22 protein-coding genes and 3 pseudogenes are annotated in these 21,363 nt (G+C 70.4%); 12 read left to right on the forward strand and 13 right to left on the reverse strand.

From position 1 onward, the window contains the following. Positions 1-97: 97 nt before the first annotated feature. Positions 98-1,477: a PP2C family protein-serine/threonine phosphatase gene (locus tag J7E91_RS28695; RefSeq protein ID WP_214909547.1), complete on the forward strand. Its 1,380-nt coding sequence runs from the start codon at positions 98-100 to the stop codon at positions 1,475-1,477. Between the two features lies 1 nt (position 1,478). Next, on the forward strand, positions 1,479-1,943 hold the full coding sequence (locus tag J7E91_RS28700) for an STAS domain-containing protein (RefSeq protein WP_308377416.1): 465 nt from the start codon (positions 1,479-1,481) through the stop codon (positions 1,941-1,943). 31 nt (positions 1,944-1,974) lie between these two features. On the opposite strand, the gene J7E91_RS28705 is transcribed toward J7E91_RS28700, so the two are convergent. After that, positions 1,975-2,769: a restriction endonuclease gene (locus J7E91_RS28705; RefSeq protein ID WP_214909548.1), complete on the reverse strand. Its 795-nt coding sequence runs from the start codon at positions 2,767-2,769 to the stop codon at positions 1,975-1,977. A gap of 292 nt (positions 2,770-3,061) precedes the next feature. On the opposite strand from J7E91_RS28705, the gene J7E91_RS28710 reads away from it, so the two are divergent. Together J7E91_RS28710 and J7E91_RS28715 are read left to right on the forward strand one after the other, a co-directional pair. Beyond that, a complete protein-coding gene (locus tag J7E91_RS28710) occupies positions 3,062-3,466 on the forward strand; it encodes an ATP-binding protein (protein WP_214909549.1) in 405 nt (134 codons plus the stop codon). Between the two features lie 19 nt (positions 3,467-3,485). After that, positions 3,486-3,968 carry an ATP-binding protein gene (locus tag J7E91_RS28715; protein ID WP_308377419.1) on the forward strand — a complete coding sequence of 161 codons (483 nt, stop codon included), beginning with the start codon at positions 3,486-3,488 and terminating at the stop codon, positions 3,966-3,968. Here the strand turns inward: J7E91_RS28715 and J7E91_RS28720 are convergent. Continuing rightward, entirely contained in the window at positions 3,859-5,013 is a 1,155-nt protein-coding gene (locus J7E91_RS28720) for a transcriptional regulator (RefSeq protein ID WP_308377421.1), read from the reverse strand. The two genes, J7E91_RS28715 and J7E91_RS28720, sit on opposite strands and share 110 nt — an antisense overlap. A gap of 64 nt (positions 5,014-5,077) precedes the next feature. On the opposite strand from J7E91_RS28720, the gene J7E91_RS28725 reads away from it, so the two are divergent. Further along, positions 5,078-5,986 carry an oxidoreductase gene (locus J7E91_RS28725; RefSeq protein ID WP_214909553.1) on the forward strand — a complete coding sequence of 303 codons (909 nt, stop codon included), beginning with the start codon at positions 5,078-5,080 and terminating at the stop codon, positions 5,984-5,986. Between the two features lie 224 nt (positions 5,987-6,210). Continuing rightward, the gene (locus J7E91_RS28730) at positions 6,211-6,561 is read left to right on the forward strand and encodes a hypothetical protein (RefSeq protein ID WP_214909554.1); all 351 of its coding nucleotides are present in this window, start codon (positions 6,211-6,213) and stop codon (positions 6,559-6,561) included. Positions 6,562-6,620: 59 nt separating this feature from the next. On the opposite strand, the gene J7E91_RS28735 is transcribed toward J7E91_RS28730, so the two are convergent. Continuing rightward, the gene (locus J7E91_RS28735; RefSeq protein WP_214909582.1) at positions 6,621-7,064 is read right to left on the reverse strand and encodes a flavin reductase family protein; all 444 of its coding nucleotides are present in this window, start codon (positions 7,062-7,064) and stop codon (positions 6,621-6,623) included. A 143-nt stretch (positions 7,065-7,207) separates the two neighbouring features. On the opposite strand from J7E91_RS28735, the gene J7E91_RS28740 reads away from it, so the two are divergent. The 5 genes from J7E91_RS28740 to istB all read left to right on the forward strand — a co-directional run bounded on the left by J7E91_RS28740 (position 7,208) and on the right by istB (position 10,980). Next, the gene (locus J7E91_RS28740) at positions 7,208-7,480 is read left to right on the forward strand and encodes a hypothetical protein (protein ID WP_214909555.1); all 273 of its coding nucleotides are present in this window, start codon (positions 7,208-7,210) and stop codon (positions 7,478-7,480) included. Then, entirely contained in the window at positions 7,443-8,057 is a 615-nt protein-coding gene (locus tag J7E91_RS28745; RefSeq protein ID WP_214909556.1) for an alpha/beta fold hydrolase, read from the forward strand. Before J7E91_RS28740 ends, J7E91_RS28745 begins: the two co-directional genes overlap by 38 nt. Before the next feature lie 39 nt (positions 8,058-8,096). Continuing rightward, positions 8,097-8,513, forward strand: coding sequence for a VOC family protein (locus J7E91_RS28750; RefSeq protein ID WP_214909557.1), 417 nt, complete (start codon positions 8,097-8,099; stop codon positions 8,511-8,513). A 209-nt stretch (positions 8,514-8,722) separates the two neighbouring features. Continuing rightward, positions 8,723-9,556 (forward strand): class II glutamine amidotransferase, encoded by an 834-nt coding sequence (locus tag J7E91_RS28755; protein WP_214909558.1) that lies wholly within the window; start codon positions 8,723-8,725, stop codon positions 9,554-9,556. A gap of 209 nt (positions 9,557-9,765) precedes the next feature. After that, entirely contained in the window at positions 9,766-10,980 is a 1,215-nt protein-coding gene (istB, locus tag J7E91_RS28760; RefSeq protein ID WP_374224792.1) for an IS21-like element helper ATPase IstB, read from the forward strand. A gap of 52 nt (positions 10,981-11,032) precedes the next feature. On the opposite strand, the gene J7E91_RS28765 is transcribed toward istB, so the two are convergent. From J7E91_RS28765 to J7E91_RS28775, 3 genes and pseudogenes are all read right to left on the reverse strand, one after another. Continuing rightward, entirely contained in the window at positions 11,033-12,403 is a 1,371-nt protein-coding gene (locus tag J7E91_RS28765) for a cytochrome P450 (RefSeq protein ID WP_214909586.1), read from the reverse strand. Positions 12,404-12,471: 68 nt separating this feature from the next. Then, a pseudogene (locus tag J7E91_RS28770) lies at positions 12,472-13,708 on the reverse strand (sugar MFS transporter). A 196-nt stretch (positions 13,709-13,904) separates the two neighbouring features. Next, positions 13,905-14,120: pseudogene (locus tag J7E91_RS28775) on the reverse strand (glycosyl hydrolase 53 family protein); the annotation flags it as partial. A gap of 1 nt (position 14,121) precedes the next feature. Between J7E91_RS28775 and J7E91_RS28780 the strand changes: the two are divergent. Beyond that, positions 14,122-14,643 (forward strand): annotated as a pseudogene (locus J7E91_RS28780) (LacI family DNA-binding transcriptional regulator); the annotation flags it as partial. Between the two features lie 188 nt (positions 14,644-14,831). Here J7E91_RS28780 and J7E91_RS28785 read toward each other — a convergent pair. From J7E91_RS28785 to J7E91_RS28815, 7 genes are all read right to left on the reverse strand, one after another. After that, positions 14,832-14,990 carry a hypothetical protein gene (locus tag J7E91_RS28785; protein ID WP_214909594.1) on the reverse strand — a complete coding sequence of 53 codons (159 nt, stop codon included), beginning with the start codon at positions 14,988-14,990 and terminating at the stop codon, positions 14,832-14,834. Next, positions 14,968-16,830 carry a carbamoyltransferase gene (locus tag J7E91_RS28790; protein ID WP_214909559.1) on the reverse strand — a complete coding sequence of 621 codons (1,863 nt, stop codon included), beginning with the start codon at positions 16,828-16,830 and terminating at the stop codon, positions 14,968-14,970. The genes J7E91_RS28785 and J7E91_RS28790 overlap by 23 nt, the downstream gene beginning before the upstream one ends. Positions 16,831-16,905: 75 nt before the next feature. After that, a complete protein-coding gene (locus J7E91_RS28795; protein WP_214909560.1) occupies positions 16,906-17,067 on the reverse strand; it encodes a hypothetical protein in 162 nt (53 codons plus the stop codon). Positions 17,068-17,077: 10 nt separating this feature from the next. Further along, positions 17,078-17,995: an SGNH/GDSL hydrolase family protein gene (locus J7E91_RS28800; protein ID WP_308377426.1), complete on the reverse strand. Its 918-nt coding sequence runs from the start codon at positions 17,993-17,995 to the stop codon at positions 17,078-17,080. Between the two features lie 48 nt (positions 17,996-18,043). Beyond that, positions 18,044-18,976, reverse strand: a complete 933-nt coding sequence (locus J7E91_RS28805) for an NAD(P)/FAD-dependent oxidoreductase (RefSeq protein WP_214909562.1) — start codon at positions 18,974-18,976, stop codon at positions 18,044-18,046. 3 nt (positions 18,977-18,979) lie between these two features. Continuing rightward, complete coding sequence (locus J7E91_RS28810) at positions 18,980-20,275, reverse strand: MFS transporter (protein WP_251016403.1); 1,296 nt, start codon at positions 20,273-20,275, stop codon at positions 18,980-18,982. 101 nt (positions 20,276-20,376) lie between these two features. Further along, positions 20,377-21,264 carry a phytanoyl-CoA dioxygenase family protein gene (locus J7E91_RS28815; protein WP_214909564.1) on the reverse strand — a complete coding sequence of 296 codons (888 nt, stop codon included), beginning with the start codon at positions 21,262-21,264 and terminating at the stop codon, positions 20,377-20,379. Positions 21,265-21,363: the final 99 nt, after the last annotated feature.

Raw genomic sequence — 21,363 nt, forward strand, 5'->3', positions numbered from 1 at the left:
GAAGAGTCAGACGATGCCAGCGTCGGTACCGGCGCCTTCGCCGGGAGGGGCAGTACGCCGGGCACTTCCACCGAGCCCGGAGCAGGAAGCGGCCCGCATGGAGGCGGTGCGGCGCTACGACATCCTCGACACGCCCCCCGACGGAGCGTTCGACCGGGTGGCGGCGCTGGCGGCCCGGCTCTTCGACGTCCCGGTCGCGACAGTGACGATCGTCGACAGCGACCGGATCTGGTTCAAGGCGGCCAGTGGACTGGAGGGCGTCAGTCAGATCGGCCGTGACCCGGGGCTGTGCGCCTCGGCGATCCTCGTCGACGGTACGACGGTCATTCCCGACGCACTCGCGGACCCCGTGGCGTGCTCCAACCCGCTGGTCGACGGATCCATGGGCGTGCGTTTCTACGCCGCGGCCCCGATCACCACCCCCGACGGGTACCGGCTCGGCACGGTGAACATTTTGGACACCCGGCCCCGCACGGTCAGCGAAGCCGAAATGGCGACCCTGGCGGATCTGGCCGCGATCGTCCTCGACGAATTGGAGCTGAGACTTTCGGCGCTGCGCACGGTACGCGCGGAGCAGGAGTGGCGCAGGGCGGAACAGGCGGCCCGGGAGCGGGCCGAGCGGGACAAGGCCTCCCTCGCGGCCTTCGCTTCGACCCTGCAACGGACGCTGCTGCCCCCGGCGTTGCCGACGATCCCCGGACTCGAACTGGCCTGCCACTACCAGACGGCCTCCCCGCAGGACGTCGGCGGCGACTTCTACGACGTGTTCCCGCTCGGGGGAGGGCGATGGGCGTTCTTCCTCGGCGACGTGTGCGGCAAGGGCGCCGCCGCGGCAGCCGTCACCTCGCTGACGCGCTACACGCTGCGCGAGGCCGCCCAGCACCACGAGGAGCCCGAAGCCGTACTGGCCGCGCTGAACACGGCGCTGCTCCTGGACGCCTCGGTCGGCAGCCGTTTCTGCACCTGCCTGTTCGGGTTCCTCGAACCGGCGGCGGACGCGGGATTCAACGTCACGGTGGCGTCCGGGGGGCACCCGCCCGCCTACCGCCTCCACGCGCGGCAGGGCGGCGGAGTGCGTGTGGAGCCCGTAGACATCAAGGGCGGGATGCTGGTCGGCGCCTTCGAGCAGGCGGCCTTCGCCTCGCGTACCTTCCACCTCGGGCCCGGCGAAGGGCTGCTGCTGTACACCGACGGGCTCACCGAAGCGCGTCTCGCCGACGGAACGATGCTCGGCGAGCGCGGCGTGGCGGACTTTCTCTCCCGGCGCACCGGTCCCGCCGACGCGACCGCGCTGGTCGATGACGCCGTAGCACTGATTCACGATCTTCCGCAGGACGCCGCAGACGACGTCGCTCTGCTGGCCCTGTCCGTACCCACAACCCAGGTCCCGGGCAGTCCCGGTGTGAGCGCGAGCGCCCACACCGCCGGCGCGCCCGCTCCTGTCGACGCGGCCGGACCTGCCGGCCAGAAGGACTGACGTGGTGCCCCGCAGCCTCACCTTCACCGTCCAGCGGTTCGACGGTTCCGTCGCCGTGCTCACCGTCGCGGGTGAAATCGACTTCGGCACCGCCCCGGACCTGCGCGACCGCGCCCTGGAACTGAGCCGGCAGGGCAACCGGCATCTGATCCTGGACCTGGCGCCGGTCGCCTTCTGCGACTCCTCGGGACTCAACGCGCTGATCGGCATCTTGCGCTGTACGCAGGAAACAGGCGGGTCTCTTGCCCTCGCCGCGGTGCCCGACCGCCTGACCCGGCTCCTGGACCTCACCGGCGTCAGCCAGCTGATGCCGGCCCACGCGGACGCCGCAGCGGCCATGAGCGCCCACACTGCGACCCATGGTCCGGCGGGGCCGGCGGACGGTCCGCCGTCCGGGCGAAACCTGCGCATCGTTCCCGCCCCGCGGGCCGTTCCGGACGTGCCCGAGGCTCCCGACGTGCAGTGAGCGGGCGTCCCGCTCGCGTGACCGGCACGACTCACGGACAATCGGCGCCGGTCCTGGCCACCACCTCTTCCCAGGGCGCGGGTCCGGTGCCGTCGGTCCAGGCGACGAGCCCCGTGTGGTCTACGCAGAGAATCCCGCACTGCTCGGCGTACTCGGCGGCGGGCTGGGTGAACTCGCCGGTGGTCACGACGGCCGCGACGTGCGCCTCGTGCACCGCAAAGCACGTCCCGCCGAACCGCTGGACGTCCTGGGAGCCGACCTTGTTCGTGGGACCGTAGCGCTTGCACTGGATGACAATGCGCCGTCCATCCGCCGTAGTGGCCACGACATCGGCGCCGAGATCTCCGGCTCCGCCGACGACGCGCACCTCCCGGCAGCCGTCGCGCTCGCACAGTGCCGCTATGGCTTGCTCGAAATCCGCCGGTTCCATGGCGGCGTAATCCGTGGACGCGAAGGTCTCGACGGGGGCGACCGCCCCGGCCTCAGCCTCCGCCCGCCCGGCCGCGACGGCTGCGGGAACCCCGCGTTCCTCCTGGGCGGTGCTGGTCTCGACGACCCGGTACGTGGCGTCGGCGACGGCGTCCGCGACGCGGGCCGCGCCGCGACGCCTGCGTACGCTCCGCACGGCCACCCCTGCGGCGACCGCCACGACGGCTGTGGCCACGGCAACCGCCGGGCGGTTGTCGGCCGCTCGTACGGCCAGCTTCAGAGTGAGGCCCACACCGCACACAACGATGGCGACGAGTCCGAAGCACAGGATCGTCTGCCGGAGGCTGAAGGCCGCTTTCCGCTTCCCGCGTACCGGCCTGCGGATGGGTTCGGTCATATGTGTCGGTCACCCCTGGATGCGGCAGCGTCAAGATCACTCATGACTGCCGTCTGCCCCGGCCCGCCGTTTTAAACAGCCGTACGATCCGAGCGGGCGCCGCGCGCAAGGGACTTGGGGAGGGGCTTGGTGAGGGAGGCGGCGAGGGAGGCGGCGAGGGAGGCGGCGAGGTGCTTGACGGGAGAACCAGAGCGATATGCCCACGGGATCCGATAACCTTTGACCCAATGATTTCAAGTTCGGCCGGGGGAGAATGTGGACGTGATCAGTTCCAGACAGACGTGCGAGAGCGATGGCTGACGCTGTGACCGGCCGCAGCTGGCGTATCGCCAGAGGACCCGGCGCCTTCGCCCACGCCCGTGATCTCGCGCGGCAGACGCTGGAGTCGTGGTGCTGGCCGCGCGAACGCATCGAGGTCGTGGTGCTCCTCGTCTCCGAACTGGTCACCAACGCTCATCGGCACGCCGGTACGGACGCCTGGCTCCATCTGAACCCGACCGCGGACGGCGTGCGCCTGACTGTCCGCGATGCCAGTCCGGAACAGCCGGCCCAGCGCACTCCTGACCTCGAGGCCGACGTCGGCGGCTTCGGCCTGCACATCCTGGACCACCTGGCCACACGGTGGGGCGTCGAAACGCACACGGACGGCAAGCACATCTGGGCCCATGTGCCCAGCAGCACCGCTTCGCCACGCTGACGGAAGGAGGTGTTCGCAGGTGCAGGCGCCCGGAAGGCTCGACGTGGCTGTGCTCGTCGGTCTGCAGGCGTCCGGCAAGTCCACCTTCTACGAGCAGCACCTCTCCGGCCGCTACACGCTGGTCAGCAAGGATCTGTTTCCTCGCGGCGCCCGCAACAAGCAGCAGCGGCAGATGCGCCTGGTGCAAGAGGCGCTGACCGCCGGAAGGCCGGTGGCGATCGACAACACCAACCCGTCGCCGCATGAGTGGGGGCCGTTGATCGCTCTGTGCCACGCGCACGGAGCGACCGCGACGGCGTACTGGTTCCCCCCGGACGTCACGGGCTCCCTGCGACGCAACGCCGCACGTCAGGGGCGGGACCGCGTCCCGGACGTCGGAGTCTTCGCCACGCTCAAGCGGCTGCGCGAGCCCTCACTCGCTGACGGGTTCGACACCGTGCTGGAGGTGCGGTTCGACGGGCACGGAGGATTCGAGGCGCGGCAGATCCTGGGCGGCCTGTGACCACCAGCGGGGGGACGAGCGCCCGCGACGACGGCCGAGGGCGTCGCAGACGTCTATGCAGAGGCGGCGAGGACGGATTCGGCGACGGACGTGCGGGCGTAGAGCACTGAGCGACCGGCTCGGTGAGCGCTGACCAGGCCGCGTCGCGCAGCGCGGTCAGGTGCTGGGACACCCCGGCCGCGGAGATCCCGGTACGGTGCGCCAGCTCCGTGGTGGAGGCGGGAGATTCCAGTTCCGTCAGCAGCAGGGTCCGTGAGCGGCCGAGTACCGCGGCGATGGCGTTGGTCCCGGTGAGGGCGCGCGGTTCCCACAGCGAGCCGACGCCGCGCGCCGGATAGGCCAGTTGCGGTGGCTCCGGCAGCGACACGCGGGTGTGCGGGCCCGGTCCGGCGAAAGCCGAGGGAATCAGCAGCAGCCCTGTGCCCGCTGTCTCGCGGGACAGGGTCCGCTGTCGGCGTACCACGCGCAGCGCGTTGTCGCTCCAGCTCACGGACGCGTGCAGATCGTTGCAGAGGTGGCCGACGCCATGCTCGGCGACCTGCCGGGCCCGGTAGAAAACGTCGGCATCGAGCACTGCCCGGATCCGCGCCCAGTAGGGGGCGAGCGCCAGCTCCCAGTAGGTCTCGATCTCTTCCGCGACTCTGACCAGGCGGGCCCGCGGCTCGGCGTACAGGCTCCGGAACCGAGGGCCGCGGCGCCCCTGATGGTGCTCCAGGTGGTCAAGGTCCTGGCGTACCTGGCCCACGGGCGCCGCGAGGATCGCGGCCAGCTCGACCGACGGCGTGGGGGCCGGCTTGGAGGGTGCCGGGTTGAGGAAGTCGGGAACATAGCCTGAGGGCGGAATCAGCTCGGCCAGCCAGCCCCGGTCCAGGCCGGCGGCCTTCACCCGTGGCCGTACCTGCTCGACCCAGCGCCGGTGCACGGGATGTACGGAGGCGGAGTTCTGCAGCCGGAAGCTGGTCACGACCTCCCACATCGGCGAGACGGCGAACCGCATCTGCGCCAGATCGCTCGCCGAAAACACCAGCTCCGCCAGGACGACCACTCCGAGGATTCAGCCATGCCTTAATCAATGGCGGTCAGCCTACAACGGGGAGAACATCCCGGACATGACCTCAGAGACGATCACCGCGGCGGCATCAGGTACCTGGAAGCTCGGCGACCTGGAGATCAACCGGATCGGTTTCGGCGCCATGCGCCTGACGCAGAACGGTGAGGCCTTCGCGGCCGACGCCACTCCCAGCGATCGCGACCGGGCGACAAGCGTGCTGCGCCGCGCCGTTGAGCTCGGCGTGAACCACATCGACACCGCCGCGTTCTACTTCTCGCCGCTGCGTTCCGCCAACGAATTGATCAACCGAGCGCTGGCCCCCTACCCGGACGATCTCGTCATCACCACCAAGGTCGGGCCCGGCCGCGCCCCGTCGGGCGAGTGGCTGCCCCACGCCACCCCGGAACAGCTGCGCGGCCAGGTCGAGGAGAACCTGCGCCAGCTCGGCCGTGACCACCTCGACGTGGTGAATCTGCGCATCGTGGGTACCGACTCGATCGCCGAGCGTTTCGGCGCACTGGCCCAGCTGCGCGACGCCGGTCTCATCCGCCACCTGGGCATCTCCAACGTCCGCCCCGAACACCTGGCCGAGGCCCAGGCGATCGCGCCAGTGGTATGCGTACAGAACCCGTACGGCATCGGCGCGCGGCCCGAGCAGGACGAGCTCCTGCGTGCGTGCCAAGAGCACGGTGTGGCGTTCGTGCCGTTCTACGCGGTCGCCGGTGCCGGGCGCGAGGCGGGTGCGAGTGGCGTCGAGAGCGACGAGGTGCTTGCCGTCGCGCGCGCCCATGGGGCGAGCGCGGCGCAGGTCCGGCTGGCGTGGACCCTGCACCGTGGGCCGCATGTGCTGGCCATCCCCGGTACCGGCAACCCGGATCACCTGGCCGAGAACGTGGCCGCCGGCGCCCTGCGCCTCTCCGAGGACGAACTGACCCTCCTGAACTCCCTCCACGGCGGAACAGCTTGAGCGGACAGCCGACCGGGCCCGCTCCAGGTACTTGCGGTCCGACGTGGCGATGTGAGTAGCCTCCGCGTGAGCGGGAAGGTGCGAACTACTACGAAAAGGGCAGCATGGCGGAGAGAGGCGGAGGGTGCGATGGACATCGGGCCGCTCAGTGAGTCGGGGTGGGAGCAGGAAGGGCGCCCGGACGGCGGGCGTCAGCAACGACCGACAGAGGAAAGGCGGCCGACATGACCACCCCCCGGAACACTCCACAGGAGGAAGCCCCGCTGGTCGGGGTCCGGACCTACGCCGACATCGACCGGGCGCTCAAAGACCACGCGGACCGGGGCGGATCACCGGAGTTTTCCGCAGGAGTGGCCGCCGCCTACGAATGGGCCATGTGCCGCACCGACCGCTCACCGGTCACCGGTACGGACAACGCCCGGGACATCCCTGGGCTGCCGCTGCTGACCGCGGAAGTGGACGCCGCAGTGGTCCAGCTGGAGGACCCCACCATCCAGACCGCCGCCCGGGACTACATCCGCGGAGCACACGACGTTCTGGCCTGGATCTGCGGATACAGCGACCAGCCCGCCTGACGGATCGGCCCGCGGGCTCCAGGCCAGGTGGTGGCTCCATTCCCGTACTGCCGCGCCGGTCAGGCGGGATGGCCCGGTGTCAGGTCGCAGACGTCGGTGAAGGTGAGCAGCTGGGGATGGCCGGGCGTGTGCGGGGACTCGGCCACCGGAGCCAGGCGGAAACCCACGTGGTCTCCCCCTTCGAAGCGGTCCACCACCCGGCCCACGAACCAGGCGCAGGCTTCGGTCAGCACCGGCGTCCCCTCGTGCTGTGGCTGCCATGCGATGCGCTCGAACTTGTCGACACCGTCACCGGTCTCGCTGCCGAACAACTCCGCCAGTGCCTTGTCGTCACGGCGTAGCAGGTGCACACCCAGATGCGACGCGTGTCGTGCCACGCGGTAGGTGTGGTTGGCCGTGGACAGCCACACCACGAACCGGGGTGGGCGAATGGAGCACTGGGAGGCGAATCCCACCAGGCACCCCGCCCGCTCGCCCGCCGCCGCGGCCGTCACGACGTACATCGGATAGTCGAGCAGATCGGTGAACGTGTCGAGCTCCACGGGAGGACCGTATCGCGCGCTGTGGCCGATCGGAGCGAACGGTCCGCCCCGATGTCGCAGTCATAGGATTCGCAGAGGGGGGTGCCACGGGAGGCGCGACAGCTATGACGACAGTGGGTAGGCACCCGGTCATGGAAGGCCGCTTCTGCCATCGCCGGGCCGAGCTGGTCTACGACGACGCCGGCGAGGGCCCTCTCGCCGTCTACGCGCACGGCGGCCTTGTCAGTCAGGCGGTCGAGGACCGAATGGGCCTGTTCGACTGGGTGCCGGTGCTGGACGGCGGGCGGCGCCTGGTTCGCTATGACGCCCGGGCGCACGGGCCGTTCCACCGGGGAGCCCGTGGACACCGACTACACCTATGCCTCGCTGGCGGATGACCTGCTGGGCCTGCTCGATCATCTCGGCGCCACGGAGCCTGTCGACGCCATGGGCGCATCGATGGGATGCGGCACCGTGCTGCACGCCGCCGTACGGGCGCCCGACCGGTTCTCCCGGCTGGTCCTGCTCATCCCACCCACCGCTTGGTCGACGCGACAGGCGTATGCGCGGGCCAACCGGGCGTCCGCCGACACCATCGAACGCGAGGGAATGGACGCCTGGCTTGCCGCCCGGCGGAAACAGCCGCGCCCCACAGTCGTAGCCGATGTCCCCGCCTTCCCACCCACACCGGCTGAGCGCGTACTGCCGTCCCTCCTGCGCGGCCTGGCATTGTCCGACCTGCCACCCCTTTCCGCAATCGCCACGCTGCGCCGGCCGGTCTTGATCCTGGCCTGGGCGGACGACCCGGGCCACCCGCTGTCGACCGCGGAAACACTGGCCCATTCGCTGCCGCACGCCGACCTGTGTGTTGCCCGTACGCGCGCCGACATCCGCACCTGGGGGGACCGCATCGCGGAGTACCTGGCCAGGCGCCGGCCGGGGAGTCGCCCGGGCCATCAGCAGCACATCGCCTAATCTGCCAGAACTGATAACCCATCATGAAAGGGAGATTTCATGCCTTCGCGACTCAACCCTTACATCAGCTTCGACGGCGATGCCCGGCAGGCGATGGAATTTTACCGTGGCGTTTTCGGCGGCACCCTGACGGTGAACACATACCGTGACTTCGGCGAGAAGGAAGCCGGAGACGCCGCCGACAAGATCATGCACAGCATGCTCGAGACCGACAGCGGCTTCACGCTCATGGCAGCCGACACCCCGCCCGGGATGGAGCACAAGCCCGGGAACAACATCTCGGTGAGTCTGAGCGGGGATGATTCCGGCGAACTGCGCGGCTACTGGAACAAGCTCTCCGCCGACGGCGCGGTGTCGGTGCCGATCGAGAAGCAGATGTGGGGCGATGTCTTCGGCATGTGCACGGACCGCTTCGGCATCACCTGGATGGTCAACATCAGCGAGCAGCAGGCCTGAGCAGGCAGCCTCTTGATGGCAGCCACCCATCGCGACTGTTTCCCGTCGGTGATGCGGGGCACCCGACCGACTGAAGAAGCTGCCTCGGCCCGCAGCAGGCCGCGTAGAGCCTTGGGGCAGGGCCCGGCAGAGCCTGGCCGGGCGGGTTTCGCCGGGCGCTGCGGGCAGCTTGTGGCGCGGGCGGTGCCGACCGGGAAGGACTGCTCTCCATGTGCCGATGGCTCGCCTACTCCGGAACCCCCGTCCTCCTCGGCGACATCCTGTACAAGCCCGCCCACTCCTTGATCGACCAGAGCCTCCATTCGCGGATGGGAGTCGAGACGACCAACGGCGACGGATTCGGTATCGGCTGGTACGGACCCGACGCGGACACGCCGGCCATCGTCCGGGACACAGGTCCCGCCTGGAACAACCGCAACCTGCAGGAGATCGCGGACCACGTACGCTCATCGCTGTTCTTCGCTCATGTCCGCGCCTCGACCGGCACGGCCGTGCAACAGACGAACTGCCATCCCTTCCGCCACGGCCGATGGATGTGGATGCACAACGGGGCGGTCACCGACTTCCACCGCATCCGGCGCGACCTCTGCCTGGCCGTCGACCCCGCGCTGTTCTCCTCGCTCGAGGGCTCGACGGATTCCGAGGTGATGTTCTACCTTGCGATCACCCTGGGCCTGGACCAGGACGCGCCCGGTGCCGTTGCCCGGATGGCCGGGCTGATCGAGGGCCTGGGGCGTGAACACGGCGTGGAACTCCCGCTCCAGATGACCATTGCCGTAACCGACAGTGAGCGGCTGTGGGCTTTCCGGTACTCGAGCCATGGTGCGTCGCGGTCGCTCTTCTACAGCAGCCGGGCGGACAGCGTGCGGGCGCTCCACCCCGACCTCGCGTTCCTGCGCGGAGTCTCCGCCGAGACGCGCCTCATCGTGTCCGAGCCGTTGGGTGATCTTCCGGGGGTCTGGAACGAGGTCCCCGAGAGCAGCTGCGCCGTCGTACAGCCAGGCGCGGACGAGCTGCTGCCCTTCGTACCAGAGCCTGTGTAGCGGGTTTGTCTAACCCATTCCCCGGCGCTCGTCCGTCGTGTGCGGGATAAACGATTCCTCCGGTGGGAACCCCGGCAACACGCTGTTGCGGTGGGGGTGAGAGGGCCTGTCCTACTGAATTTCTATTCATCCCAAAGGGTGGCTCGAATTCAGATTTTCGGCGTCGGCCCACAAGAATACGAATCTCTTCCCATTGCTGGAGGTGCCGTTTGTCCCGATCCGCCTCGCCCCCCTCGACCATGACGACGCTCGGGTGTGCGTTGTTCGCCACGCGGTGGCTCCAAGCGCCCCTGTATTTCGGCCTGGTGGCCGCGCAGGGGGTCTACGTCTACAAGTTCTTCAACGAGCTGTGGCTTCTCATCGAGCACGTCCTCAGCGGGCTGGCGGACGAGACCCACGTCATGCTCGCCGTCCTCAAGCTGGTCGATGTCGTGATGATCGCCAATCTGCTGATCATGGTGATCGTCGGGGGTTACGAGACCTTCGTCTCCCGGATCGGGCTCCAGGGCCACCGCGACCAGCCGGAGTGGCTCTCGCACGTCAACTCCAATGTGCTGAAGGTGAAGCTGGCCACGGCCATCGTCGGGATCTCTTCGGTGCACCTGCTGCAGATGTTCGTGGACGTGCACCACACGCCCCGGCACGACCTGCTCTGGGGAACGGTGATCCACATGGCGTTCATCGCCTCCGCGGCGATCCTCGCGTACATGTCCGGCCCCATGGCCGCGCACGAGACCAGAGGCAACTCTGCCCACGGGCTGCAGGAGCCGGTGGTTCTGCCGCGGCAGCGGGAGGGCGGGGACGAGGAGCCGGGCTCCGCGGCGGAGGAGCGGATCGAGGCGGCCGGGTTCCCCGCGCGCAAGTTCCTGGAGATGTTCGACGACAGTCACCTGCGGTCTCCCGCCCCGCAGACCCTCGCCAGGCTGGGCAAGGTCGACTTCATCGGCCGCAAGGGCAATGTGGTGCTGGTCGGCCCTCCGGGCACCGGCAAGACCCACCTGGCCGTCGCGTTGGGCGTACGGGCGTGCCAGGCCGGTCACCGGGTCCTGTTCGCCACCGCGGCCGAGTGGGCCGCCCGCCTCGGCGACGCGAAGGCCGAGGGCCGACTGGCGAAGGAGCTCGCCCGGCTAAGCGAATATCCGGTGCTGATCGTGGACGAACTCGGTTACGTACCCCTGGAGGGCGAGGCGGCCCACCTCCTCTTCCAGCTCGTCTCGCACCGTTACGAGCGGGGCTCGCTGATCGTCACCAGTGACCGGCCGTTCGGCCGCTGGGAGGAGGTGTTCGGCGACGCCGGCGTCGCCTCGGCGACGGTCGACCGCCTCGCCCACCACGCGGAAGTGATCACCCTCGACGCCGACAGCTACCGCACACGGGGGCTCCGGACGGCCGCCCTCGGGGGGCAGGGAGGGTCCGGCTTCTGACGGGCGGCGGCGTAACAGCGGGGTGTGCGGTCCTGGCCGCCCCGTTGGGGGCTCATGCCGGTGTCCGGCCCGCTTCGCTCCGGACACTTGCCGTCATCAGCAGAGTGCTGGGTCGCACGGTGGCCCGGGCAACGGGCCTGACTTCCCGGCCGGTCGACGGTTCGAGCCGCCACGACCTGGTGATCGTCGCAATCGCTGTGGTCAGTTCCGTGAGGGCGAAATGGTCGCCGATGCATTTGTGCTTCCCGGCACCGAACGGGATCCAGGCCCCCTCCGGAAGAGCCGCGACCTGCTTTTCGTCCAGCCACCGGTCGGGATGAAAACGCAAGGGATCCGGAAAGAGAGCGGGGTCGCGGTGCAATGCGTGCTGACAGTACGCAAGCTCGGTACCGGCAGGTATTTCCCAGTCCCCGAGACGAGTTGCCGCGAGGGTACGCCGGGTGACAAGCCATCCCGTGTGGTGCAGACGAAGTGTCTCGGTGATGACGTTGCGCAGGAAGGGAAGGTTGCCGACGTCGTCGAAGGTCAAGGGCCGTCCTTCGAGTACGGTGTCCAGCTCGCCGTGAAGGCGCTCCTCCACCTCCGGGTTCCGCGCGAGCTCGTAGAGAATCCAGCTGAGGACGGACGCCGTGGTCTCCGTACCGGCCACCGCGAGCGTCAGGATCTCCGAGCAGACCTGATGCCGCGTCATCGGGGCGCCGGTTTCCTCGTCCCGCGCCCGCAACAGCATCGAGAGCATGTCTCCCGTGTCATGCCCCGACGCCCGCAACTCGTCCACCGCGTCACCGATGATCGCGCGGACGGCGGCTCGTGACGCGTTGAAGCGCCGGTTCGCGGGCAGTGGCAGCTTTTCCACCCAGTCGGGGAGCATGATGCGTGTCCCGACGCCGTTCATCACGATGGACAGATCGCGTCGCAGCTGATGAAAGGCCCGTTCATCGAGGCTGGACGAGAACACTGTCGCCACGAGCATGTCGAGCGACAACTTCACCATCACCTCGCGCACGTCCACCACTTGCCCGGGTCTCCAGGACTCGACTGTCCTGGTCACCTCCTCGCGCATGAGATCGACGTACCGGGCGATCTCGGTATGCCGGAAGGCGGGCTGCAACTGGCGCCGCGCACGGACGTGTGCGGCGCCCGCGGCGGTGACGACGCTGTCGCCGCCGAGAACCTGGCCCATTTTCTCGAAGAAGCGGCCCTTGTCCAGGTTTGGGGCAAGGTCCACCAGCATCTTGCGGATAAGGTCCGGGCGGTTGACGACGATCGTCGGTTGCCCGGGCTGAAGGTAGATCTTGACCAGGGGGCCGTAGTCGCGCAGCGAGGCGATGAAGCGCAGGTTGTCGCGCATGAGAGGTATCGCGTGGCCGAGGACCGGAAGTGCGCCCGCAGCCGTGGGAATAGGTAGCGCAGTACTGATCATGGCCACATCACTTCCCGTCCGCGTACGAACGCAACCGCAGCTCGGCGGACGCGGCTGTGTTGTGGCTTTTACGGGGATCCTGCCGAGCGCGATGTGCTGGTGGTGCGGCGTGTGGCGCGGACCAGCCAGAGTGCCGACGCCAGGCACAGTGCCGAGACGACGGACAGCACGAGCGGGACGGAGCGCACGCCGGACCACTCGATGGCCTTGCCCAGAGCGGGCCCGGCGGCGACACCGCCGACCATGGACGCGGCGATGACGATCGCCCCGGCCCTGCGGGCCCGCGGCGCCGCCTGGTTCAGCCACGGCAGCCCGGTGGGGAAGATCGGTGCGATGAACAGGCCGACGCCGGCGTACGCGTACGGGGCGAGCCCCGGAACCGAGGCGAGCAGGAGGCAAACCGTCATGCCCGCGCACGAGACCGTGATGACCGTCTGCGCCCGGAACCGCAGGGCGAGGGGCGCGGCCAGGAACCGGCCGGCGGTCAACATCAGCCAGTAGACCGAGGTGGCGGTGGCGGCGAACCCCGCGCCGTAACCGACCGTCTCCAGGTGTGTGGGCTCCCAGCCGCCGACGCCCGCCTCGATGCCCACATGCAGGACGTAGAGCGCGACGAAGACCGCGATGAGGGTGCCCAGGCTGCGGCCCCGTACCTGCCCCCTGGCTCCGGGCTGCCCGCCGGCTCCCGCCTGCCCGGTGCCTTCGGCGTGGGCCTTCGGTGCTTGGCCGCGTACACCTCTCAGACACAGCAGCAGCGGCAGGTTGGCGACAGCGAAGGCGATGAAGACGGCTGGGTAGTGCTCCGCACCCACCGCACCGATCAGCACCGGGCCGAGGATGGCGCCGATGCCGAAGTGGGCGTTGAGGATGTTCAGCATCGCGGTCGAGCGGCGGCCGAATCCGATCGCGAAGAGCTGATTGAGCCCGTAGTCGATGCCACCGAAGCCCAGCCCGGCCACCAGCGCCATGGCCAGGCCCAGCGGCCAGTTCGGCGCCAGGGCGAAAGCCCGCGGCCCCCAGGGCCATCAGCAGGTAGGAGGCGCCGAGGAGCTGCCGGTTGCCGGTCCGGCCGAAGAACCGGTCGAAGAGCAGCACACCGGCCACACCGCCGATGAAATGGGCGCTCAGTCCGAGCCCGGCCGCCGAGGGGGAGAGGCCGAACTCCTCACGGAACGCCGGGATCGCCGGCCCGTACAGAGCCTGGAGCGCACCGATGAGGACGATGCCCACGCACGAGGCGACCACGGCGGCCGTACTGAAGAGGGGAGCGTCACGGGAGACGCCCGGCGCCTTCGGGGGCTCCAGCCCTGTCGGGTGTTCGGTCACATGGACTCCGGATGACGGCCCACGCACGCGTGGGCGAAGGACATGACGGTTCCCGCGCCGCGCTGATGCCGGCGGCGCACGCCGCGAAGAGCGGACGACGCTGCCGAGCGCTGCCCGGACCGCGCCGGGTCGAACCCGGCGCGGCGGGCAGCGCTCAGTGGCAGGTGTCCTTGCGTCAGCGGTGGCTGAACCAGTTCGCCGCGGGCAGCAGCCTGTTGTCGTAGTCGAACAGCGCCTGGTTCTCCCAGCCGTTGCCGGAGGACGGGCCGGCCGGATCCCAGCCGTTTCCGGTGACGGCGGTCCAGGTCGGGTCCCAGTAGATGACGCCCAGCCCGCGGCCGCCCGGCACGGCTTCGACAACGTTCATCACGTCGCGCAGCCAGGCCGCCTGTCACGTCGCGGCGGACGACCGGGAGGGCGCCCGGGCGATGGTGCGCTACCTCCACGATTCGGGGCGCCGTCGAATCGCCACGGTGACCGGCCCCGCGGACACCCCGGGCGGCGTCGAGCGGCTCGCCGGCTACCGCGACGTACTGGCCGAATGCGGTCTGCCCGTCGACGAGTCGCTCATCGTGCCGGGCGACTACAGCCGGGCGAGCGGCGAGGCGGCAGCCGAACTGCTCCTCGAACGGGCGCCGGACATGGACGCGGTGTTCGTGGCATCGGACCTGATGGCCCAGGGGGTACTCGACACTCTGAGCCGGGGCGGGCGCCGGGTGCCGGAGGATGTGGCAGTGGGCGGCTTCGACGACTCGCCGGCCGCCCTGTCGACGCGTCCCGCTCTCACCACGGTCCGTCAGCCGTGGGACCGGATCAGCACCGAAATGGTACGGATGCTGCTCGCCCGGATCGCGGGGGAGGAACCTTCTGCCGTCATCCTCCCCACCGAGCTGGTCCGCCGCGGATCGGCCTGACCCGGTCCCCGCGCAGGCCGGCCGGCACCGACGCCGGCTCCGGGCGATGCAGCAGCAGTGAGCCGCCGCACCGTCCTGCACGCCGCCGCAGCCGGGGTTCGGGGCGACCGTACGGGTCTGGGGGCCGGGGCAGCGACAGCAGCTCACCCCTTACGCTCGCCTGAAGCGCGGGCGTGGAGGTCCTCCGTTCAAGGGGGGTCCCAGTACGTGGTGGCGGAGGCGTGCCAGGAGCGTCGCAGGGGGTCGCGGATCCGTCGTACGCACAGGCCGATGGGCGTGAGTACCAGGAAGTAGAGGGCGGCGAGCGCCGGCCGGCGCACGAGGTCAGTCCATCGGGATCGCCTCACGCCAGTCGTCCTCCTTCTCCCGCCACGGCGGCTGGTCCTCCTTCTCCAGGAGGAAGTCGCCGAGCACCAGCAGGTCGATCCCGGTGCGCATGAAGCATGTGTACGCCTCCTCCGGCGTGTTGACGATGGGCTCGCCCCGGACGTTGAACGAGGTGTTGACCAGCACGGGGCAGCCGGTCAGGTCCCGGAAAGCGGTGAGGAGCCGGCGGAAGGGCGGGTTGTCGTGGGGGCCCACGGTCTGCACGCGGGAGGACCGGTCGACGTGGGTGACCGCCGGGATCGTGGACCGCCGGACCCGGAGCAGGCCGAGCCCCGTCAGGTCATCGCCGACGTCGCCGTCGCCGTCGCCGTCGCCGTCGCGGCACTGTTCGGCCGCGACCGGAGCGGTCAGCAGCATGTACGGGCTCTCCTGGCGGAGGTCGAACCACCGCGCGGCGTCCTCGCTGAGCACCGCGGGGGCGAAGGGGCGGAAGGACTCCCGGTACTTGATCCTGAGGTTCAGCGTGGACTGCATGCGGGGATCGCGCGGGTCGGCGAGGATCGAGCGGGCCCCCAGCGCCCGCGGGCCGAACTCCATGCGGCCCTGGAACCAGCCGACGATCCGCCCGGCGGCGATCTCCGCCGCCACCCGCCGGGCCAGCCGGTCCCCGGACAGGCGGGTGTACGGGACGCCGCGGCGTTCCAGGAACCCCGCGATCTCCTCGGCGGCGTAGGCGGGCCCGAGCAGCGCTCCCGACATGGCGTCGGTGCGCCGGCCGACGTGCGTGCGAGGAGCACCGCGCCGGTGGGACTCGGCCAGAGCGGCGCCCAGTGCGCCGCCCGCGTCACCGGCCGCCGGCTGGACCCACACCTCGTCGCAGAGGCCTTCCGCCACGATCCTGCCGTTGGCCACGCAGTTGAGGGCCACCCCGCCGGCCAGGCACAGGCGCCGTTCCCCGGTGCGCTCGCACACCGTCCTGGCGAGCCGCAGCATTACCTCTTCGGTGACCTGCTGGACGGAGGCCGCGAGGTCGAACTCGCGCTCGGTGAGCGGGCCCTCCGGTTCCCGGCGCGGCCCGTCGAACAGCTCCTCGAAGCCGCGTCCGACCATGACCCGGCCGTACACATAGCTGAAGTGGCGCAGATCCAGACGGAACGAGCCGTCCGGTTTGACGTCGATGAGCCGCTCGCGGATGAGGCGGGCGTAACGGGGCCTCCCGTAGGGCGCGAGCCCCATGAGTTTGTACTCGCCGGAGTCGACCTTGAAGCCGCAGAAGTAGGTGAACGCCGAGTACAACAGGCCGAGAGAGTGCGGGAAGCGCAGCTCGCCCAGCGCGCTGAGCCGCGTTCCCCGGCCGTGCCACATGCTGGTCGTCGCCCACTCGCCGACCCCGTCGACGCACAGTACGGCCGCCGACTCGTACGGGCTGGGACAGAACGCGGAAGCCGCGTGCGAGGCGTGGTGCCGCCCGGTGACGACGGGCGGCAGGACGCCGCCGTCGCCCGGCGCCGCCCGCAGGTTGCGCCGTACTTCCTCGGTGGCGTTCCGCTTCCAGGCCAGCCACTGCGGGAAGGCGTCGTGGAACGCCGGGAAGCCGCGGGGCGCGGTGGCCAGCCAGGTGGCGACGGCCCGCCGGAACTTCAGGGCGGAGTCCTCGTAGAAGGCGACGGCGGCGACGTCGCCGAGCTTCGCCCCGGCGGCCCTGAGGCAGTAGTCGACGGCCCGGGCGGGGAAGCGGGGGTCGTGACGGCTGCGGCTGAAGCGTTCCTCCTGGGCCGCGGCCAGCGGGACGCCGTCCGCCACGACGGCCGCCGCGCTGTCGTGGTAGTACGCGGAGATGCCCAGGATCAGTTCCGGCATCGGTGCCCTCCCGTTTCCGTTCCTCGTACACCTCGGCCCAGTGCCGACGGCCGCGGCTGCGGGCTGCGGCTGCGATCAGAAGAGCGGGTAGATGGACGCGTCGTCCTCGGACTGGGGCCGCAGCCCGGACCGGCGGTCCTGGCGGTCCTGGCGAGGCGTACGGGAGGGTTCGGGCGGCCGGGCCGCGGTGGGCGGACGGCGCCGCAGCCTGCCCAGGAGTCGCCGGATCACGGACATGGGTGGCTCCTCAGGTGAGGTCGAGATGCCCGGCGAGCAGCCGGGCGACGGTGTCGTAGCCCAGGTCGGTGCAGTGCACCCGGTCGATGAACAGCCACTCGTCGGGCGTGGTCGCCTCCGCCAGCGCGGCGTTCATGTCCAGGAAGGGCACGTCACGCCCGGCGCATCCGGCGCCGATCACCTCGGCGTACTTGCGGCCCACCTCCATGGTGGAGATGTCGTTGTGCAGCCGGCGGAAGTTGGAGACATCGTCCAGCTCGTCGAAGAGCAGTTTCTCCTCCGGGGTGGGTTCCTCCCGCACCCAGGGGGCGAGCGGCTGGAGGACGAACGTCAGTCGTGCGCCCATGGCGGTGGCGAGCAGTTTCCACGTACTGAGGTGCCGCACGGTGAGACCGGCGGCCCGGTCGATCCGCTCGTCGGGCGTGGGTACGGTGTCGGGGGCGGCGCCGCACTCGAAGAACGCGCCGTGACGGCCCTGCCGCTCCGCCGGCAGCCTGCTCAGCACCAGGTTGTTGACGCCGGAGAACAGCACGATGTCCGCCACCTCGGGCAGGTGGTGCTGGAACAGGGTGAGGAGCATCAGCTCCTGCGCGGAGTTGTGGCTCTGGCCCGAGAAGTTGAGCCAGGGGAGCCGGGGCGCGTGCCGCGTCCACAGCCGCGAGGGCACGGTGGCGGCGTCACCGGTGGCCCCGACGCCGAACGTCGCCGAGCTGCCGGCGAGCAGCCGTACCGGGCCGGGCGGCCGTTCGCCCGAGACGGTGGCCGTAGCGTAACCGGGGCCACGGGTGACGCGGAAACCGTGCTCGTCGGTGCTGTAGACCGGCGTGTGCTCGTTGCCGTACTGGAAGAAGCCCAGGTACGGCTGGTCCTCCAGGACGAAGGTGTAGTGCTCCATCTGCGGGGCGAGTTGTGCTCGGGGTGATTGCACGGTGGCGGGTCTCCCGTCCCTGGGTGCCGGTCGGTGGACGCGGGGGCGTTACGGCGCCGGAGCGGGCGGCGGCGCGGGGAGGGAACCGGGGCGGTCCTCCCGTACGAGATCCGCGTTGATGGCCATGGCCGCCAGACCTCCGCTGGCCGCGGCCATGGCGGCCTGCTGCATGTTCTTGCCGAGGTCCCCCGCCACGTACAGGCGGGGGAGCCGGGTGCGCCCGCGCTCGTCGGTCTGTACGGACTCCAGGTCGTCGCTCCGCAGCCAGGGGCGAAGGGGTTCCACGCGCGGCTCGGTGTCCATGTGGAGGAACAGCGCGCCGAAGGTCAGCGACCGGCCGTCCTCCAGCTCCACGGCCACTCCCTCGGGGTGCGGCGAGATCCGCGCGACCTTGTCGGTGACGGTGGGGATGCCCGCCGCCGTCAGCCGTTCGCGCTCGTCGGCGGGGAGCTCCCGACGGTCGGACAGGTAGGTGAGGGAGTCGGACCAGACGGTCAGGGTGGCCGCCAGGCACTCACCGGGGACGACACCGCCGTACACGCCGAAGGATTTGCCGCGTACTTCCCAGGCATGGCAGTAGGGACACTCGAACACCGACGTGCCCCACAGGCCGGCCAGGCCCGGAACCGGAGGCAGCTCGGAGCGCACGCCGGCCGCGTAGAGCAGGGTGCGGCTGCGGAAGGTGCCGGACTCCTTGGTGGTCGTCACCACGTGATCACCGTCGGGCTCCACCGACACCACCTCGTCGTCCCGGAACGTCACGTCGTACGCGCCCAGTTCGGCCCGGGCCCTGGCGCGGAAGTCGGTGATGTCCACCCCGTCATTGGTGATGACGTTGTGCATGACGCCGGCCGCCATGTTGCGCGCGTCACCGGAGTCGACGAGCAGCACGCGGCGGCACGAACGGCCCAGGTACAGGGCGGCGTTCAGGCCGGCGGGTCCGCCTCCGACGATCACGGTGTCGTAGGGCTCTGCGGTCAAGGTTCACTCCTTCATCGAGGGACCGGAGTTCTGCGGTGCGTGCGGCCCGGCCTTCACAGCCGGGCCGTCGTAACCGTCCGCACGCAGTGGCGCGAGCAGCAGCAGCGCACCGGCGGCCAGGACGCAGCCGCAGATGACGAAGACAGTCGGTACGGACAGGGCCCCGGCCAGCAGCCCGCCGACGGTCGCGCCGACGGGCATGGCGCCCCAGGCACAGAGCCGGGACACGCTCATCACGCGGCCCTGGAACTCCTCGGGCGTCAGCCGCTGCCGCAGGGAAATGACGGGGATGTTCCAGCCCATCATGAACACGCCGTTGCACAGCAGCGCGACGGCGGCCTGCACCGGGGTGCGGGCCAGGCCCAGACCGGCGTACGCGAGTCCCGAGGCGACCAGAGACCAGCGGGCCAGCCGGATCGCGGGCAGCCGCTCCGCCAGTTTCGGCGCGAGCCAGCTGCCGCCCACCGCGCCCAGGGAGCCGGCCGTCAGCAGCAGCCCGTAGCCGGTGGCGTCCAGTTTGAGCGTCCGGTGGCTGAGCAGTACGAGCATGGAGAAGGTGGCGGAGAAGACGAGCCCGTACAGCGCGCTGGCCGCCAGCGTCAGCCGGAGCGTGCGGTGGCCGAGGACCAAGCGCAATCCGGCCCGGATTCCGGTGAGTACGGGTTCCGCGGGCTCGCCGGTCGCCCGCCCGGCCCGGTCCCGCTTCACGGTCACCAGCCCCAGCAGCAGGACGGCGGCCACGGCGTACAGCACCCCGCCGGTGGCCAGCGCCGCCGTGGCGGCCACGCCGACCAGCAGGCCGGCGACCGGCGGGCCCGCCATCTCGTTGAACACGATCTGCGCGGCGGACAGCCGGCCGTTGGCCCGCTCCAGATCCCGCTGTCCGACGATGCGCGGGAGCATCGCGGGCGCCGCGGTGTCGACCAGGGTCTCGGCGATGCCCAGGACGAACGCGAGCGCGTACAGGACGGCGAGTGGACGGTCCCCGGCGAGTACCGCCATCGCGCCCAGCAGCACGGCGCCGCGCAGCAGGTTGCTCCACAGCACGATGCGCCGGCGGTCCAGACGGTCCACCAGCACCCCGGCGGGGAGGGCGAACAGCAGCCAGGGCAGCATGTTGACCGCCGTCAGCCCGGCGACCGCCGCGGGCTCCGGGTGGCTGCCGACGACCAGCAGGGGCAGCAGTGTGCGGGTGACGCCGTCGCCCGCGTTCGACGCGGCGGTGGACGCCCACAGCCACCGGAACGGCCGGCCGAGACCCGGCCGGGCGGCGGACGTCTCAGGGGTGGCGCTAGCCAAGTCCTCTCCCCGGGTGCCGACGGGCTACGGGCGGCACGGGCCGGCGGGCCCCGGACGGTACGGGCCGGCGGGCCCCGGGCGGCACCGCTTGGCGGCGCCGCTCACTCATGCCAGCTCCGCAGCCCCAGCAGCCGTTCACCGAGCGGGGTCAGCTCGGCGGGTCCGTACAGGGTGTGCTCCTCCTTGCGCAGTCCGCCCTCCGGGGGGTGCGGTGGCACGCGGTCCCGCCAGAACCGGACGCGCGCCTCCCGCAGCGCCTCGTTCTCTTCCCAGGCCGGGGCCATGGACATGTACTGGGCCATCCGCACCTTGTCGCGGGAGACGTTCGGGTGCACTCCGTGCGGCAGCAGGCTGTTGAAGATGATCAGGTCGCCCGGGTGCACGCGGGGGGTGGTGATGCCGTAGCCGGTGATGTCCGGGGTGTACGGGTCGCGGTCCTCGGGCTGCCCCTTCACCCAGGTGTCCCACTCGGTGAAGATCTCCGGTACGCACTGGAAGCCGCCGATGTCCTCGTTGCCCTCGGTCAGGGACAGCACCGCCTGGCAGCTCACCGGGAGGGGATCGGTCGAGGTGTCCACGTCCCAGTGGACGAAACCCGCGAATGCGCGGGAGCCGTGGTTGGGCGGGTTGACGTTGGCGAAGTCGATGGTCACCCACAGGTCCGTACGGTCCCAGATGTCGACGAAGGCGTCGTAGACCCGCCGCGTCTGCCGGTTGTCCCACTGCGCCTGGTGGTTGTACAGCTCGACGAGGCCGCTGTGTCCGGGAAGCCGCTCGTTTCCGGTATGGGCCGAGGACCATGTGGACGGGTCGTCCGGCCGCATGTCCTGGAAGTCCCACAGCGCCTCGGTGAGCCGGGTGACGTTGCGCTCGGGCACCGCTTCCCGCACCACCACATAGCCCTCGGTGGTCCATTGGTCCCAGTCCTGCGGGGACAGCACCCGCAGGTTCAGCGATTTGTGTATGTCCCTCAGCTGGACTGTGTTCACGGACGCACCTCCGACGGGTGAAGCGCCCTCACATGCTCGAATACGGCGGAGGGGTTCACCAGCTCGCTTTCGGACAACAACTCCCCGCAGGGTTCTCGT

It is taken from the genome of Streptomyces sp. ISL-99, assembly GCF_018614005.1.
GTDB classification, from domain to species: domain Bacteria; phylum Actinomycetota; class Actinomycetes; order Streptomycetales; family Streptomycetaceae; genus Streptomyces; species Streptomyces flavidovirens.